Origin of the sequence: Treponema sp. OMZ 838 (genome assembly GCF_000775995.1) — a bacterium.
Classification (GTDB): domain Bacteria; phylum Spirochaetota; class Spirochaetia; order Treponematales; family Treponemataceae; genus Treponema.
The window spans coordinates 846,599-861,892 of the sequence record NZ_CP009227.1; the positions used below are offsets into that span (position 1 = coordinate 846,599).

Annotated in this window: 16 protein-coding genes; 13 read left to right on the forward strand and 3 right to left on the reverse strand. The window is 45.2% G+C overall.

Annotation, left to right across the window (positions count from 1 at the left end; genetic code table 11):
• Positions 1 to 4 precede the first annotated feature (4 nt).
• From rpmI to QI63_RS03745, 5 genes are read left to right on the forward strand one after another with little or no spacing between them, the layout of a single operon-like run.
• Positions 5 to 211 carry a 50S ribosomal protein L35 gene (gene rpmI / locus QI63_RS03725; RefSeq protein WP_016522922.1) on the forward strand — a complete coding sequence of 69 codons (207 nt, stop codon included), beginning with the start codon at positions 5 to 7 and terminating at the stop codon, positions 209 to 211.
• A gap of 24 nt (positions 212 to 235) precedes the next feature.
• Positions 236 to 595, forward strand: coding sequence for a 50S ribosomal protein L20 (rplT, locus tag QI63_RS03730; protein ID WP_044014010.1), 360 nt, complete (start codon positions 236 to 238; stop codon positions 593 to 595).
• Between the two features lie 3 nt (positions 596 to 598).
• Positions 599 to 1,069: a cell division protein ZapB gene (locus QI63_RS03735; RefSeq protein WP_044014011.1), complete on the forward strand. Its 471-nt coding sequence runs from the start codon at positions 599 to 601 to the stop codon at positions 1,067 to 1,069.
• A gap of 2 nt (positions 1,070 to 1,071) precedes the next feature.
• A complete protein-coding gene (locus QI63_RS03740; protein WP_044014013.1) occupies positions 1,072 to 1,410 on the forward strand; it encodes a cell division protein ZapA in 339 nt (112 codons plus the stop codon).
• Positions 1,407 to 1,865 carry a YaiI/YqxD family protein gene (locus QI63_RS03745; RefSeq protein WP_044014015.1) on the forward strand — a complete coding sequence of 153 codons (459 nt, stop codon included), beginning with the start codon at positions 1,407 to 1,409 and terminating at the stop codon, positions 1,863 to 1,865. The genes QI63_RS03740 and QI63_RS03745 overlap by 4 nt, the downstream gene beginning before the upstream one ends.
• Here the strand turns inward: QI63_RS03745 and QI63_RS03750 are convergent.
• Positions 1,804 to 3,087, reverse strand: a complete 1,284-nt coding sequence (locus QI63_RS03750; RefSeq protein ID WP_044014017.1) for a GAF and HD-GYP domain-containing protein — start codon at positions 3,085 to 3,087, stop codon at positions 1,804 to 1,806. The genes QI63_RS03745 and QI63_RS03750 overlap by 62 nt on opposite strands.
• A 183-nt stretch (positions 3,088 to 3,270) precedes the next feature.
• On the opposite strand from QI63_RS03750, the gene QI63_RS03755 reads away from it, so the two are divergent.
• The 4 genes from QI63_RS03755 (at position 3,271) to QI63_RS03770 (ending at position 10,000) form a co-directional block, all read left to right on the forward strand.
• Positions 3,271 to 4,710, forward strand: a complete 1,440-nt coding sequence (locus QI63_RS03755) for an aminoacyl-histidine dipeptidase (protein ID WP_044014019.1) — start codon at positions 3,271 to 3,273, stop codon at positions 4,708 to 4,710.
• Positions 4,711 to 5,005: 295 nt separating this feature from the next.
• Positions 5,006 to 6,427, forward strand: a complete 1,422-nt coding sequence (locus QI63_RS03760) for an alanine/glycine:cation symporter family protein (RefSeq protein WP_044014020.1) — start codon at positions 5,006 to 5,008, stop codon at positions 6,425 to 6,427.
• Positions 6,428 to 6,703: 276 nt separating this feature from the next.
• Positions 6,704 to 8,596: a sodium-extruding oxaloacetate decarboxylase subunit alpha gene (oadA, locus tag QI63_RS03765; protein WP_044014021.1), complete on the forward strand. Its 1,893-nt coding sequence runs from the start codon at positions 6,704 to 6,706 to the stop codon at positions 8,594 to 8,596.
• 63 nt (positions 8,597 to 8,659) lie between these two features.
• Complete coding sequence (locus QI63_RS03770; RefSeq protein ID WP_235619769.1) at positions 8,660 to 10,000, forward strand: glycoside hydrolase family 3 N-terminal domain-containing protein; 1,341 nt, start codon at positions 8,660 to 8,662, stop codon at positions 9,998 to 10,000.
• Positions 10,001 to 10,004: 4 nt separating this feature from the next.
• Here the strand turns inward: QI63_RS03770 and QI63_RS03775 are convergent, their stop codons facing one another.
• Positions 10,005 to 10,814, reverse strand: coding sequence for a hypothetical protein (locus tag QI63_RS03775; protein WP_044017008.1), 810 nt, complete (start codon positions 10,812 to 10,814; stop codon positions 10,005 to 10,007).
• A gap of 217 nt (positions 10,815 to 11,031) precedes the next feature.
• Here QI63_RS03775 and QI63_RS13465 point away from each other — a divergent pair, with 217 nt between their 5' ends.
• The 3 genes from QI63_RS13465 to QI63_RS03785 all read left to right on the forward strand — a co-directional run bounded on the left by QI63_RS13465 (position 11,032) and on the right by QI63_RS03785 (position 13,790).
• Positions 11,032 to 11,316 carry a CC/Se motif family (seleno)protein gene (locus tag QI63_RS13465; protein ID WP_304413155.1) on the forward strand — a complete coding sequence of 95 codons (285 nt, stop codon included), beginning with the start codon at positions 11,032 to 11,034 and terminating at the stop codon, positions 11,314 to 11,316.
• A 411-nt stretch (positions 11,317 to 11,727) separates the two neighbouring features.
• On the forward strand, positions 11,728 to 12,660 hold the full coding sequence (locus QI63_RS03780) for a 2-dehydropantoate 2-reductase (RefSeq protein WP_044014025.1): 933 nt from the start codon (positions 11,728 to 11,730) through the stop codon (positions 12,658 to 12,660).
• 71 nt (positions 12,661 to 12,731) lie between these two features.
• Complete coding sequence (locus QI63_RS03785) at positions 12,732 to 13,790, forward strand: PTS sugar transporter subunit IIC (RefSeq protein WP_044014027.1); 1,059 nt, start codon at positions 12,732 to 12,734, stop codon at positions 13,788 to 13,790.
• A gap of 140 nt (positions 13,791 to 13,930) precedes the next feature.
• Here QI63_RS03785 and QI63_RS03790 read toward each other — a convergent pair whose 3' ends face one another.
• Positions 13,931 to 14,572 (reverse strand): YoaK family protein, encoded by a 642-nt coding sequence (locus QI63_RS03790; RefSeq protein WP_052185471.1) that lies wholly within the window; start codon positions 14,570 to 14,572, stop codon positions 13,931 to 13,933.
• Between the two features lie 143 nt (positions 14,573 to 14,715).
• Here QI63_RS03790 and QI63_RS03795 point away from each other — a divergent pair, with 143 nt between their 5' ends.
• Positions 14,716 to 15,249, forward strand: a complete 534-nt coding sequence (locus QI63_RS03795; protein WP_044014029.1) for a nitroreductase family protein — start codon at positions 14,716 to 14,718, stop codon at positions 15,247 to 15,249.
• Positions 15,250 to 15,294: the final 45 nt, after the last annotated feature.

The window sequence follows — 15,294 nt, forward strand, 5'->3', positions numbered from 1 at the left end:
TACTATGCCTAAGATGAAGAGTAAGAGTGCCGCAGCAAAACGTTTTAAGTTTACCGGCAGTGGTAAAGTGAAGTACAAGCAAATGAATTTGCGTCATATTTTGACCAAGAAATCCCCGCAACGCAAACGCGATTTGCGCAAAGCCGGAATTTTAGCCGAAGCCGACAGTAAAAAAGTAAGAAAGCAGCTGCTTCCTTACGGCACCAATTAATTTTTGATTATTTAGGAGAATACAATGCCGAGATCGTTATGTTCAAATAAACGCATCCACAGACGCAAGAAGATTTTAAAGTTAGCAAAGGGATTCCGCGGACGCAGAGGTACAAACTATAAAGCGGCAAAAGACGCTGTTGTAAAAGCGCTTACTCATAGCTTTGAAGCACGCCGCGACCGCAAAGGCGATATGCGCCGCTTGTGGATCAGCAGAATCAATGCCGCCGTCCGTGCGGAAGGAATGAGCTATTCACGCTTTATCAACGGAATGGCAAAAGCGGGCATCACGTTAAACCGCAAAGCCTTATCCAATATGGCTATCGAAGATCCGGCCGCTTTTAAAAGCGTTGTCGAACAGTCAAAAAAAGCATTAGGAGCCTAACGTATGCTAAACCTCGATCAAATTAAACAGCTTGAAGCAAGAGTCTCTAAAGCAATTGAGCTTATGCAGACTCTTAAAGATGAGAACGATTTATTAAAGCTTGAACTGCACGACCGCCAACAGCGAATCGAAGAGTTGGAGAATATAGTTCTTGTCTTTAGAAACGACCAAGCAAAGATCGAGGAAGGCATCATCAATGCGCTCAATCACTTGAGCGCATTTGAAGACACCGTATATCAGGCGGCAAATTCCGCTGCTGCATCTGCCGTACACGAAACAGCTCCGGCAGCAAACGAATATCAGGACGTGCAGTCAACAGCATCAAGTTCTATTGAAACCGCTGCCCCTGAACAACCGTCCGCCGTACATCAAGAAGCTTCAGAAGCTCAATATCCGGCCGCTGCTGCCGAAACGGCACCACAGCTGGCTCCGCAAGAACCGGTAAATCATTCCAATCAACTGGATATTTTTTGACAATGGCCGAACGCAAAGGGCGGCTGCAAATCGATCTGTTAGGTACGTCATTTGCACTTGCAGCAGACCAGCCCGCTGAATATTTGCAAGCCATTTATAATCATTACAAAAAAGTCGTGTCGGAGGTTCAGCAAACCTCTGGCGTTAACGATTCACTGCGTGTTGCAATTATCGCCGGTATCTTGCTTTCGGATGAATTGAGCAAAGAACGGCTCAATCAGCAGGGAACGATTCCGCAAAACGAAACAGAGGTATTAATCGAGCAGTCAGCAAAAAAAATGATTGAAGATATCGATTCGATTATTTATTCGCTCACTCCGTCAAATGATGTGCAAGCATGACCCTCTTTGTCGATGCGGACTCCTGTCCGGTGCGTATCCGCGAAATTATTTGTAAAACGGCAAAGCGGCTGCAAGTTCCGGCAGTGTTTGCCGCTAATCGTCCCATCCCTATTCCGAAAAATTCTTATTGTACCTCGGTTATAACCGAAGCCGAAGATCAAGCAGCAGACATATATATTCTTGCTCATGCTGTGCAGGGCGACATGGTTATTACCCGTGATATTCCGCTTGCGAAACAGCTGGTCGATGCACACATCAAAGTTATTAACGACCGCGGTATTGTATATACTATCGAAAATATCGGCGAACGCTTATCTATCCGGAATTTTATGTATGAATTATCGGTAAACGGGCTTGCTCCGGAACGGACAAAAGCATTCGGTAAGAAAGAAATTATGGAATTTGCCCAATCGCTCGACCGGGAGACGCAGCGTCTTCTGAAAAACGTTCCTTGATAGCCTTAATCCTCGGTACAATTTCTAAGAAAGCATCGGTAATTTCGGGATCGAATTTTACGCCGCGCAGCCGCCGTATTTCTTCCAAAACTTTATCTTCAGTCCATTCTTCTTTATACACTCGTTTACAGGAAAGCGCATCGTAGACATCTGCAAGCGCGGTAATGCGTGCACCAAGCGGTATTTCTTCACCGATAAGCCCCTGTGCAGCGGTATTCGTGCGATTATATTTTACTATCGCGCCTGTCTCCTCCGAGATATGGCCGGGATAGCCGGTTCCGTCCCAGTTTTCGTGGTGCCGCAATGCAATATCCCTCGACATGGTATCAACCGCCGAATTGCCTGACAAAAACAGCTTTGAACCGCGCCATGTATGACTCTGCATAATTTGGTATTCTTCGGGTGTAAGTTTGCCGGGTTTTTTGAGTATCGAATCCGAAATCCCGATCTTTCCGACATCGTGCAGCATAGCGGCAATTTTGAGTGCATCGCGGAATTTTTCACGTTCATGCCGGTGGACATTATGGTTAAACGCCCAGCGGTCATAAATTTCTACTGCGTAGTTTGCAACGCGATGTACATGGAGTCCTGTTTCCCGCGGATCATGCAGCTCTGCCATCTGCACCATTCGGAGAATCATCTCACGAGTTAACGATGCATGCATGAGCGTTGCCGCAGCATTTGCCGCAAAATGAGAAAGGAACATTTCATCATCGGAAGTAAATGCGCGGATACGGCCGTGTATATCAAGCGCATTAATCATCTGTAACACACCCAATACATCGCCGGAAACGGCAATTAACGGTATCGTCAGCGTCGATACTGTTTTATAGCCTGTCGCTATATCACTGACAGTACCGAATTTATAATGCTTATCGGGAGAAATGGCATAAACATCAGGTTCATTGATCAGCTGTTTGGTAATCGCAGCGGAGCCCGCAATAGTCGTGTCATTGATTGGGAACGAAAAAATGTGAAACGGAAGTTTCCCTCCGGGTTTTAATCGTTTTTGCAGCGTTGCGTTTTGCGCATAGTGAATAACCAGCTGCTTTCCCTCAACCAGATAAATGGAACCTGCATCGGCATTCAGCGCCTGTCGCGCTTCAGTTAATATCATTTCCAGTAAAATATCTTTATCGCGAATACTGTACAATCGGGAAGTGGTCTGCATTATATCAAACAGAATTTCTTCCCGTGTCCTGACTGTCGGCATCGTATTCATACTATTTCCTTTCTACATTACAGTTAACAATATGCGGAGACTGATAATATCATCTAAAATGCGATGTGACAATACGGACGGACACCCTGTAACATTCGTAAAATTATGATACACTGAAAGGAACTCTAAGCGATGTTTCGATGGTTTAGAGGAATCCACTCTTTCCACTCAGGAGGAACAATTATGACTATAGAAAACATTCAACCCAAAGAAGTATTCCGTTGGTTTGCCGAGATTTCGGCTGTACCGCGCGGTTCACACAATGAAAAAGCCATCAGCGATTTTTTAGTACGCTTTGCAAAAGAACGTTCTCTTGAAGTGTATCAAGATGAGGCGCTCAACGTCATTATCAAAAAGCCCGGGACGGCCGGATACGAAAAATCCCCTACGGTTATATTGCAGGGACACATGGATATGGTCTGCGAAAAAACAGCCGATTCAAATCACGATTTTCTTAAAGATCCGATCAAGCTGATTGTGGACGGTGACAATCTCCATGCCGACCGCACAACACTCGGCGGCGACGATGGCATCGCGATCGCTTATGCATTGGCAATTCTCGATTCCAAGTCGATTGCACACCCGCCGCTTGAGGTCTTAATTACCACAACCGAAGAAGTCGGTATGGATGGGGCACGAGCGTTAAAAGCCGATCATTTACAGGGGAGAATTCTTTTCAATATCGATTCCGAGGAGGAAGGGGTCTTTTTAGTCAGCTGCGCAGGCGGCGCGAATACCCATGTCGATTTTAAGATCGAAACGGAACCATTGAAGGGACAGGCGCTCTCAATCAAAGTTGACGGACTGCTCGGCGGGCATTCCGGTATGGAGATTATTAAACAACGTGCAAACGCCATCAAACTACTGGGACGGATTTTGTCCGCAGTAAAGGCGGAGCAGTCCGTGCATATCGTGTCGATTTCGGGCGGCTCGAAGCATAACGCCATTGCAAAAGAAGCGCAGGCGATTATCACCGTCGAGGATGCAGCCCGCGTACAGACAGCGATTGCAAAACTTGCTGAAGCAATCAAAGCGGAATACCGTGTTGCCGACAAAGATATCCGCATTGTAGCCGAAGCAGCGACGGCGCTGCCTAAGATGATGTATAACGGTACCGTCAGCTCCGGTATCATAGACTTTATGACGGTGGTGCCTGACGGGGTACAATACATGAGTATGGATATCCCCGGATTGGTGCAAACCAGCTTGAATAACGGCATTCTTGCCCTTGACGGAGAAACTCTGAAGTTTACGATTTCGGTGCGCAGCTCGGTGAAGAGCGAACTGGATGAAATTGTACAAGTGCTGCGGCTCTGCGCCGAGCGTACCGGCGGTATCTTTAACAAGGTATCGGAGTACCCCGCGTGGGAGTATTCGCCGCAGTCTCATGCCCGGGACGTTGCCGTAAAAACATACAAAGACCTTACCGGGAAAGAGCCGGTTGTTTCCGCCGTTCACGCAGGACTCGAATGCGGTCTCATCAAAAAGACCATCCCCGATATCGATGCCCTCAGCTTCGGCCCGAATTTATACGATGTGCATACCCCGAATGAGCATTTGAGTATTTCCTCAGCCGAGCGGATGTGGAAGTTTATCGTTAAACTTCTGGAAAACATGCGGTAAGAAATACAACCCAATAGTTTACGCAGGAAAGCATCGGAAATGGGTAAATCTTACTCGATGCTTCCCTGCGTTCTTTATGTATCAGCCATTTTATGTTAATTAACCGCTAAGTTCACAGAGTGGGCAACAGAGCCGGAATTTTATGACAAACTCGTTACGCTTCCGTCTTACTTATTATCCGTTTTTCAGTTCTATTAAAAATATTTATAAATAGATAAAAAATAATTATATTCTTGCGGGCGCCGATAATATATGATACGATATATTAAGATTGTTAATTGGAGGTGCTTGTTGTATGGAAGCATTTTTACAAAATCTTACTCATGTGTTTGGAAGTATTAACGGTTTTGTATGGGGTCCCTACTTCCTTATTCCCTTGCTCTGCGGAACAGGGATGTTTTTTACACTCCGACTCAAAGGGGTGCAATTTTCAAAGTTCGGCGCCGGATGGAGCAGGTTGTTCAGTAATTTCTCTTTAAAGGGAGAAAAAGCGGGAAAGCACGGTATGAGTTCTTTCCAAGCCGTAGCAACGGCCATTGCAGCACAAGTCGGTACCGGAAATCTTGTCGGTGCAATGACTGCTTTGATTATGGGCGGACCGGGCGCAATCTTTTGGATGTGGCTCGCCGCATTAGCGGGGATGGCGACGAACTTTGCCGAAGCCTGTATCGCGCAAGTATACAAGACAAAAGATAATTCGGGGCAAACCGTCGGCGGCCCTGCGTATTATATTTCTCGCGGTTTGGGGAATACGGGCTTTTCAAAATTCCTTGCAGCGTTCTTTTCCGTTGCAATTATCCTTGCACTCGGTTTTATGGGAAATATGGTTCAAGCGAACTCAATTTCCGATGCGTTCTTAAACGCCTTTTCTCTGCCGACGTGGGTAACCGGTATCGGCCTTGCGATTATTGCCGGTATTATCTTCATGGGCGGTGTAAAGCGTATTGCTTCCGTTACCGAAAAAGTTGTGCCGTTAATGGCGATTGTTTATATTATTGTCGGGATTATCGTTATTATAATGAATGCGCCCAATATTCCGGCAATGTTCGCGATGATCTTTAAAGGCGCCTTTAACCCGCGCTCAGTTTGGGGAGGAGCTTTGGGATTCGGTATAGGGCGTGCCGCTCGTTACGGTATTGCCCGCGGTCTTTTTTCCAATGAAGCCGGTATGGGTTCGACGCCGCATGCTCACGCGGTTGCTAATGTCGATAACCCGGTTGAGCAAGGTGTATTGGGAATTATCGCGGTATTTATCGATACCTTTGTTGTTTTGAATATTACTGTTTTTACGGTGCTCAGCTCCGGAATTATCAAATTTGAAAACGGACAGCCGGTAATGAAAGGTATTCAGTTGGTTCAGGAGGCTTTCTCACAGCATCTCTTCGGACATACCTTCGGCTACCTCTTCATTGCAATCTGTTTGTTCTTTTTCGCATTCTCCACGATTATCGGGTGGTACTATTTCGGTGAAACCAATATCCGGTATCTATTCGGTTCAAAAGGATTAATGCCTTATAAGCTGCTGGTTGTAATATTTATCTTCTTAGGCAGCTTGCTGAAAATCGATTTGGTATGGGAACTGGTAGACTTCTTTAACGGCATTATGGTTATCCCGAATCTTATCAGCTTGTTGTTACTAAGCGGTACCGTCGCAGCTGTCCTGCGCGATTACAATGCGGGTAAGCCGTATGACGTCAATAATTATATCAGAAAGTAGTAACTGGACATCTCTAAAAACTCAGTTAGACTTTTAGAAGATGCCATCTGTTAAAACCAGTCTTTCCGTAAGCCTTTTGAAAATAGACAGTGTAGATACGAGGCGCGAGCACAAATTAACCGCAGGCGTATCTTTGATACGTTGAGGATTAATTTGTGCGCAGCAACGAAGTAGATGCACTGTATATTTTCAAAAGGTGTATACCTTGCAAAAACCAGCAATAAGCAATATCATTATACTTTAATGTTCAATGTATGAACCGCATAGGAGTAATGTATGGCACATAAAGTTCGGATTTCCGATCTGGTATTAAGAGATGCGCATCAGTCTTTACACGCAACGCGCATGACAACGGCAGATATGCTGCCTATTTGCAGCAAGCTTGACAGCGTCGGGTATTGGAGCCTGGAAGCATGGGGCGGAGCGACGTTCGATTCATGTATCCGTTTTTTAAATGAAGATCCGTGGGAGCGGCTGCGCTCTTTGCATAAGGCTTTGCCGAATACTCCCATTATGATGTTGCTGCGCGGACAAAACTTATTGGGTTACCGGCACTATGCCGATGATGTCGTCGATGCGTTTGTAAAAGCTGCTGCCGATAACGGCGTCGGTGTATTCCGTATCTTTGATGCGCTTAATGACCCGCGCAATCTTAAACGTGCGGCGGATGCAGCAAAGAAAACCGGCAAGCATGTCCAAATGGCGATCTCCTTTGCGACGACTCCGTATCATACTATCGAAAAATATGCAGAACTGGCAAAAACGTATACGGAATTCGGTGCCGATTCCATCTGTATTAAAGATATGGCAGGGCTTTTAAAGCCGATGGAAGCATTCGATTTAGTAACGGCTATCAAAAAAAAGACGAGTATCCCGATTAATATTCATACCCATTCAACGACAGGACTCTCCGTAGCGACACTGCTTAAAGCGGCAGAAGCGGGAGCTGATATTTTGGACACTGCGATTTCGTCGATGTCGATGGGGACATCCCACAGTCCGACCGAAACTATGGTAGAAATTTTCCGCGGTACCGAAATGGATACCGGTTTGGATATTAACCTACTCCTTGAAATTGCCGCTTACTTCCGTGAAGTGCGCAAGCATTACGCTCAGTTTGAATCGAGCTTCCTCGGCGCAGATACCCGTATCCTCGTGTCGCAGGTACCGGGCGGTATGCTTTCCAACCTCGAAAACCAGCTGCGCGACCTTAAAGCTTCCGACAAAATGGATGCGGTATTAAAAGAGATCCCGATTGTTCAAAAGGACTGCGGCTATATTCCGCTTGTTACTCCGACCAGCCAGATTGTCGGTACTCAGTCGGTATTCAATGTCTTGTTCGGCCGGTATAAAAAACTGACCGCAGAGACCCGCGATCTGCTCATCGGCCGGTATGGTAAAACCCCTGCTCCGTGCAATGAAGAACTGGTAAAAATTGCTTTGGCAGAAGCAAAAGTAGAAGCCCCTGTAACAGCGCGTCCTGCCGACCTCATTCCCAATGAGCTGGATAAAATAAAAGCCGAAGCAAAAGAAAACGGAGCAGGCAATTCCATCGAAGATGTTTTGACTTACGCGATGTTCCCCAAGGTTGCGCCCAAATTCTTTAAAGAGCGCAGTAAAGGCCCTGTTGTGTTTACGGCGCCGGCGGCGGAGAAAAAAGCTGCGGGTACTGCAAACGGCAGCGGCTCATATACGGTAACGGTAAACGGAACCGATTATGCGGTTTCTTCATCTAACGGCACATTCACCGTAAACGGTACTGCATACGCGGTGAGTGTAAAAGAGAATGCATCCGCCGCATCTACGCAAAAAACGGCTGCCGCAGCTTCGGCATCAACCACATCAGCAGCTCCTGCCGCAGCGCAAGCAGCACCGGCCTCCAAGTCGACAGCACAACATTCCGCTGCTCAGACTGCTTCTAAACCTGCTGCGGCATCTTCATCAACAGCAAGCGACAGTGGTGCAAAGCTGCTCGCTCCGGTAACCGGTACCCTGCTCCGCTACACTGTTGCGGAAGGTGCACAGGTGAGCGAAGGGCAAACGGTTATCATGCTCGAATCGATGAAGATGGAGTTGGAAATCAATGCGCATAAGGCGGGCGTTATTCACTTTACGGCTACAGCCGGTGCACAGATTGCAGAAGGCGACTCACTCGCAGAAATCCGTTAACAGCCGCTCCGCCGGTATCGCGTATCTATGCTAGTACTAAAAAAAATATGCTGCAGATGTTGTTTGACGGCTGCAGCTGTTTTCTTTTTTATCATCTCCGCTTTATTTGTGCAGCCTTTTGCCGCCTTGGCACAAGCAGCGTCAACATCAGCGCAGAACGGCAGCTCTCCCGAACATATCGGCAAGAGAGCCGCACAGCTCTGCAATCTTGCCATATCAACAGTAGCTTCCGAACATACGGCATCATCTCAAAATGAGGAAGCCCTACGTGCCGTTGTTTCTCAGCTTTCGCTTGAAGAAAAAGCAGCGCAAGTACTGATGGTCAATATCGCAGGGCGCAAAACAGCGGATGCAAAAAGCATCACATCGTTTAAAGGAACCGTTCCGGGCGCCGTGCTTTTGTTCGGATATAATATCGCGGACACCCCCCAAGCGGTTACAGACTTTTTGGAATCGGCCGTACAAGGCTTTCAAGACACAGCGCGCCGTTCAGGTCATACTTTTATCCCGCCGCTTTTCGCGCTCGATAACGAAGGCGGTACCGTGTACCGAACCCGCCGCATCACCGCCCCGCTGCCCGCTGCAGAGGAAATCGGCAAGCGTTTTTCCGTCGAGGAAACGGAGGAGCTCTATCGGTTATTGGGTCAACAAATGCGGGAACTAGGTCTCCATCTTAATCTGGCGCCGGTTGCGGAAGCAGGAACGGAAGATGTTGCAACGGCGCTCGGTACGCGGACATTCAGCCCGGAACCCGAACAAGCGGGGCAATACGCCGCCGCCGCAGTGCGGGGTATGCAGGGCACCGGCATTCTTGCGGCGGTCAAACACTTTCCCGGCAACGGCGCCGCAGATTTACACAAAGGCGCTGCTGAATTAACCGTTGACTATGACACCTTCCTCAGCCGCTATTGCTCAGTATTCCGGCCTTCAATTACAGACGGTACGGCAGCGGTGCTCATTTCTCATATTATGGTACCGGCAATTGAAGCAGTGCCGTTCTGCTTTTCCGCAAAAGGAATTGCACTGCTCCGTAATAAATTGAGCTTTTCCGGCCTTATCATCACAGACGACATTGCAATGCAGGCATTAAACCGGAACGGCGCATCGCCTGAAGAAAATGCTGTACGTGCAATCGCTGCCGGCTGTGATATGGTTATGTGTTCGCTGTCGAAAATCTATCCGTTGATTACAGCCATTGCCGAAAAAGCCCGCACCGATACTGCGTTTGCAAAGCGGCTTGACGAAGCAGTGCTTCACGTTTTAACTGCCAAGCAAAAAGTGAAACTCATCGATACAAGCAAGCCCATTGCTGCCGACAACTTCTCTATACCGCATACACCGGATTGGGAAAAATTCCGGCACGCAAAAGAAGCTGCCTCCGTATACGAAAAGGCAATTCGTTAAAAACTCATTTTATCCGATATGGAGAATAGCCTGAAGATGCTTGTGAAGCAATGTCTTTGTAGTCGTCAAAATGCGGAATATAAACACCGATATCGGAATCTTTTCGTTTATTTTGTTCAGTAAACCACTCATATAAGAAAATCTTTCCATTTGTTTGCATAATACCAATCGGATCAAATTCATAAAATTTTTTATTAGGAAATTTTTCCTTTACATAAGGGTGCTTTTCAAGCGCAACCCAATCCCGAGGGACGCTGTTTCCCAAAATTTTATCAAATCTACTTGGAAGTGCATAGTAAAAGAGAAGACCTGTATGCATATCCAGCGCGAAAAGATACACATCAAGCCATGGTAACAAGGTTTTCCCCGTAAAACGATAAAAACAAAACCTCTTTAGGAAATTTACGGTACCTTCATCTTGCGCATAGTATGCAGAGTCAAGCGGATGCATATTTTTGTATCTATAATAGCGAACATGCTTTATCATATTAAATTGGTAGGGAGAAACAACCTCATCCTCACTCCCTGACACCCAACAATTATCTTCTTTTAATTGCCATTCGCCTTTTTCAAACCAATACAACGGGATATTGGCGGAACTAACATACATTTTTAAAATAAGTCGGTCATATTCTTGCTCAGAAAAAGGCGAGCTTCGAGAAACATCTCCAAATAAATTTTTTTTCTGATGTTCTGCTGCTTCCTCTGTTGAATTGCTAGACATTTTTGATTCAGCACTATAGAGAGGAAGAAATACCACTGCAATATAAACGAACAGAAGAGCAAAGCATAATGAATGTTTATTATATAACATAATATGTATGGTTGTGCTATTTCTTGACTTTGTCAAGTGATCTGCACATCGCATATTACTGGTAAATACATCAAACAACATCCAATAAGTTTACCCTGACATTTTTTTAATAGATTTGACGAAAAGTCAAAATTTTTTTATATTACCTCTAGAAAATAGGAATAAATCCTATAACTATAAAGCATTTCTTTAATGTATTAAAGAAAAAGGAGGAACTATGACAGTTACTGTTGATGAAAAAGCAAGAGCCTTTCTTGCAAAACACAATGAAACCAGCGTGTATACCTACTTAGGCGGATGCCGCACGTGAGGAGGCGTCGTACCTCAACCGGCCGTGTTTGCCGGTTCGCCTGATTCGCTCGATAACTACGATACCTTTAACACCGATGGTATTACCGTCTATGTACGCAAGGGTACCCAAACCGAAAATGGCACACTGACTGTTACAGTGGTTAAGATGCTGTGGATGGATTCTTTAGCGGTAGAAGGGATGGCATATTAGCCATAGAAGTTATCCCCGCAGGATGAACGCCTCCGGCAATCGATTTTCAATCTATTTTGAAAATCGATTGTTGGGGTTACCGAAATGAGCTTCCCCTCCTTTTTATCTATTTCAAGATGTTTATCGTCTTTGCAAATATAAACTGTTTCTTTTTTATATGAACCGTCTCTATTCTTAAACGGAAGAAAATAAGCTGAAAGCCTGCAATAATTTATAAATATTATCAGGGAGCTCAGTTTTGCCCAACACTGTGAGTTCCGTGATACCGGCGTCTGATTTATAGACATTGTATATGAAAAGCGATAAAATACCGGCTATTAGGATAGCGGTGTTATATACGGGTTTTATAATCCTATTTTTATAGATAATATACTATCTATTATGCCGGTCTATCCTAATAGAGGAGTTTTTATGAAGGTTGTTATTGCCGGCTCAGGTGCTATGGGCTGCAGTTTCGGTTTTATGCTGCAAAAAAGCGGTAATGATGTAACACTGCTGGACGGTTGGCAGGATAATATCGATGCAATTAGAAAAAACGGTTTGCACTTGCAAGACGGTACTGCGGAACTATCGACAAAGATCGATGTTTATAAACCGGAAGAGTTTAAGGGCACTGCCGATTTTGTTATCGTGTTTACAAAATCGATGCAGTTGGAACATATGCTGAGTAGTATTAAACATGTTCTGCGAGATGATACAAAAATCCTCTGTCTTTTGAATGGACTCGGTCATACTGAAACACTGAAAAAGTTTATCGCTCCTAAAAATATTTTTATGGGTGTTACGGTAGTAACTGCCGGTATGAAGGGGCCGGGAAGTGCAGTGTTGTCAAGTCATGGAAAAACAGAAATTCAGAATATTGTACCGGAAGGTAAAGCCGGTGCGAAGGTCATTGTAGAAGCGCTCAATAAAGCAACAATGCCTGCAGTTTATTCCGATAATATTTTATGGTCTATTTGGCGGAAGGCAGCACTCAATGGAGCAATGAACAGCACCTGCACAATTATGGAATGCAATATGCTGGAGCTTGGCAGTATCGTAGGTTGTAAAGATATGATGCGCTGTATCATCTCTGAATTTGCCGCAATAGCAAAAACACAAGGGGTTACATTGGATATCGACTCCGTAACTGACTACGTTTACGGGTTTACGCAGCCGGACTTTGTCGGGGCAAAGCACTATCCTTCGATGCACCAGGATCTGATCAAAAATCACCGTTTAACCGAAATTGATTTCTTAAATGGTTATATTTCCCGTAAAGGTAAAGAACTGCATATCCCTACACCGTATTGTGATCTTATTACCACCTTTGTACACGGCAAAGAGAAATTATTCGGGTTATAAAAGGGCAATGGGAGTATCATTTTGGGGTACTCCCGTATTTGATAGTATAAGGATATAAGATCGAGAACATTATGGCTGAACAAACAAAGAAAATTACGGTTAAATTTTTTATTAATACGCTTTTAAATGGCATGGCTGCAGGAATTGTTGTTGCCCTTATTGCTAACGCTGTTTTAGGACAGATATTTAAGGCGCTGGCGCCATACGGTACCATATTCGGTATACTGTACCAGTCTGTTGCAGATGTGCAATATTTGGTGTCTGCGGTGATCGGCTTTATTGTCGGTATACAGCTCGGTTTTGTGCCGATTAAGGCTTCTATGATCGGGCTTGCCGGTTTTATCGCGTCTGGAGCAGTACGCCATGTAGACGGTATTGTTAAACTTGCCGGTATCGGCGACTTAATCAATGTGATGATTATTGTTGCACTGGCAGCCCTTGTTACGCTGTGGTTGGGTAACAAGCTCGGCTCGCTTACGATTATTGTGCAGCCGATTATTGTCGCAGGCGGGTTGGGGGCATTGGGACTCTTTATCTTGCCGTATGTAGCAGAAGTAAGCGCTGCAATCGGCCGCGGTATTAACTCGTTTACCGTGCTGCAGCCGGTACTGATGTGTATTCTTATTGCCGCATCTTTCTCTATTGTCATTATCTCACCTATTTCGACGGTGGCAATCGGTATTGCGATTGGACTTGCAGGGTTGGCATCCGGGGCTGCAAACTTGGGGGTTGCTGCTTGTACTGCCGTACTTATTGTAGGATCGTGGCGTGTAAATAAGGCTGGAATTACCGCAGCTATTGCCCTCGGCGGTATGAAGCTGATGATTCCAAACCTTGTGCGTTACCCTATTATGGCATTGCCGGTTGTATTAACGGCCGCTGCATCAGGGATCGCAGGGCGTTTCCTAGGTATTATGGGCGATAAGGTGAGTGCCGGCTTTGGTATTGCAGGGCTTGTCGGTCCGATTAAGGCATACGAGCTATTAAGCGGATCACCTGCTGTGCGGATTGGTGCATTGCTGATTGCATACTTAGTTGTACCGTTCGGCTGTGCTTTGCTGCTGCATATTTTGTTTACAAAAATAATTAAACTCTATAAGCCGGAAATTTATAAATCCGAAGCGGTGTAGGTATTTAACGTCATGTATGGCAACTGTATCGGATATTTCCGGTGCAGTTGCCGTATTAAGACGGAATATCTTTATGTAAGAATATCATATCATGAGAATCAACAACCCCGACGCAGAGCGTTACCGAAAAACGGCAGGTATTAAACCGCACGAATAAAAGCAAAATAAAATATCGCAGTAAAGAAATAGAAAACTGCAATAATATAAAAAAATAAAGAAGAAGGCATAAATGCGGAGGCGGCAGCACCGGCTGCGAAACATATAATGCCGGACAGATAGTGTACACTGCGTCGCAGTTCTTGCCTTTTTCCACGGATAACTTTCCCCATCGCGAGTCCCGCATCCGTTAAATAGCCGCTAAAATGCGAAGTTCGTATTAAAATTCCGTCATAAGGAATGAACATACCGTTTTGTATACCGAGTATCACACAAGTTATGGAAAGGACAATACGTAGTGGAGGTCCTATAACGGCTATTGCAAAAAAGACTGTTGAAAAAACCAATAAAAGAATGCCGTAGCGTTTTGAAAATGTACAATCACTCTTGTGAAAAAGCATACCGGAGATGCATGCGCCGATATAAAAAGAAAGAATAAGCAATAAAAATGCTGCTGCCTCCGCAATCGCTCCTTTGGAAAGGGTCAGCGCTACACGAGTAATAGTACCGGTATGATGGCTGACTGCCGTACCGGCTATAATAAAAAATACGCCGTTCAGAAACCCTGCGATAAAGGTTAGCAGATGTATTAATATCGTTAGAATAAGTTTATGTCTTTTACTCACGCGAATACTATAATCCGATTTCGATAAAAAAGCTATGTGATTTATTCATACAAAGGCTTTAATACCTGCCGTTTTCGCTCTGTGACGGGGTTTGTTGATTATCCGAAAAGTGATATAGTACATCTTCATCAGGAGGTATTCGTATGAATTTACAAACATGTATGGAACAGCGCCGGAGCGTGCGCAAATATACAAATCAGCCTGTACCGCGTGAACTGGTACGGGAAATTATTCAGGCGGCGATTCTGGCTCCTTCGTGGAAAAATTCTCAAGTTTCGCGCTATTATGTAGCGGAAGGTAATGCCGAAAAAGAGCTTGCAAAATGTCTTGCGGATTTTAATCGGCAGAGTGTGAAAAACGCGCCGGTCTTGCTTGTGTCTACAGTGGTCAATAAGCGTTCGGGCTTTACACGGGACGGTGAATATGAAACGCACCTTAAAGACGGCTTTCAATATTACGACCATGGAATGCAGGCGATGAACCTCTGCCTTAAAGCGCATGAGTTGGGGCTTGCAACACTTATTATGGGAATTTACGATGAGGCGGCAATCAGAAAGTTTTTTAATATTGATGAAAATCAAATCATCGTTGCAGTTATTGCCGTAGGTTATGCTGCCGAAGAGCCGCCGATGCCGAAACGGAAAACCGTGGACGATATTACGGTTTTCAAAGAATAGGGCATCTCTAAAAACTCGGTTAGATTTTTAGAGGTTTCCAATAAG

Coding starts and splice junctions, on each gene's coding strand:
- QI63_RS03780 (WP_044014025.1), top strand. CDS start 11,728: ATGAAGGTTGTTATTGCCGGCTCAGGTGCTATGGGCTGCAGTTTCGGT.
- rplT (WP_044014010.1), top strand. CDS start 236: ATGCCGAGATCGTTATGTTCAAATAAACGCATCCACAGACGCAAGAAG.
- rpmI (WP_016522922.1), top strand. CDS start 5: ATGCCTAAGATGAAGAGTAAGAGTGCCGCAGCAAAACGTTTTAAGTTT.
- QI63_RS03795 (WP_044014029.1), top strand. CDS start 14,716: ATGAATTTACAAACATGTATGGAACAGCGCCGGAGCGTGCGCAAATAT.
- QI63_RS03775 (WP_044017008.1), bottom strand. CDS start 10,814: ATGTTATATAATAAACATTCATTATGCTTTGCTCTTCTGTTCGTTTAT.
- QI63_RS03785 (WP_044014027.1), top strand. CDS start 12,732: ATGGCTGAACAAACAAAGAAAATTACGGTTAAATTTTTTATTAATACG.
- QI63_RS03745 (WP_044014015.1), top strand. CDS start 1,407: ATGACCCTCTTTGTCGATGCGGACTCCTGTCCGGTGCGTATCCGCGAA.
- QI63_RS03760 (WP_044014020.1), top strand. CDS start 5,006: ATGGAAGCATTTTTACAAAATCTTACTCATGTGTTTGGAAGTATTAAC.
- QI63_RS03750 (WP_044014017.1), bottom strand. CDS start 3,087: ATGAATACGATGCCGACAGTCAGGACACGGGAAGAAATTCTGTTTGAT.
- oadA (WP_044014021.1), top strand. CDS start 6,704: ATGGCACATAAAGTTCGGATTTCCGATCTGGTATTAAGAGATGCGCAT.
- QI63_RS03740 (WP_044014013.1), top strand. CDS start 1,072: ATGGCCGAACGCAAAGGGCGGCTGCAAATCGATCTGTTAGGTACGTCA.
- QI63_RS03735 (WP_044014011.1), top strand. CDS start 599: ATGCTAAACCTCGATCAAATTAAACAGCTTGAAGCAAGAGTCTCTAAA.
- QI63_RS03755 (WP_044014019.1), top strand. CDS start 3,271: ATGACTATAGAAAACATTCAACCCAAAGAAGTATTCCGTTGGTTTGCC.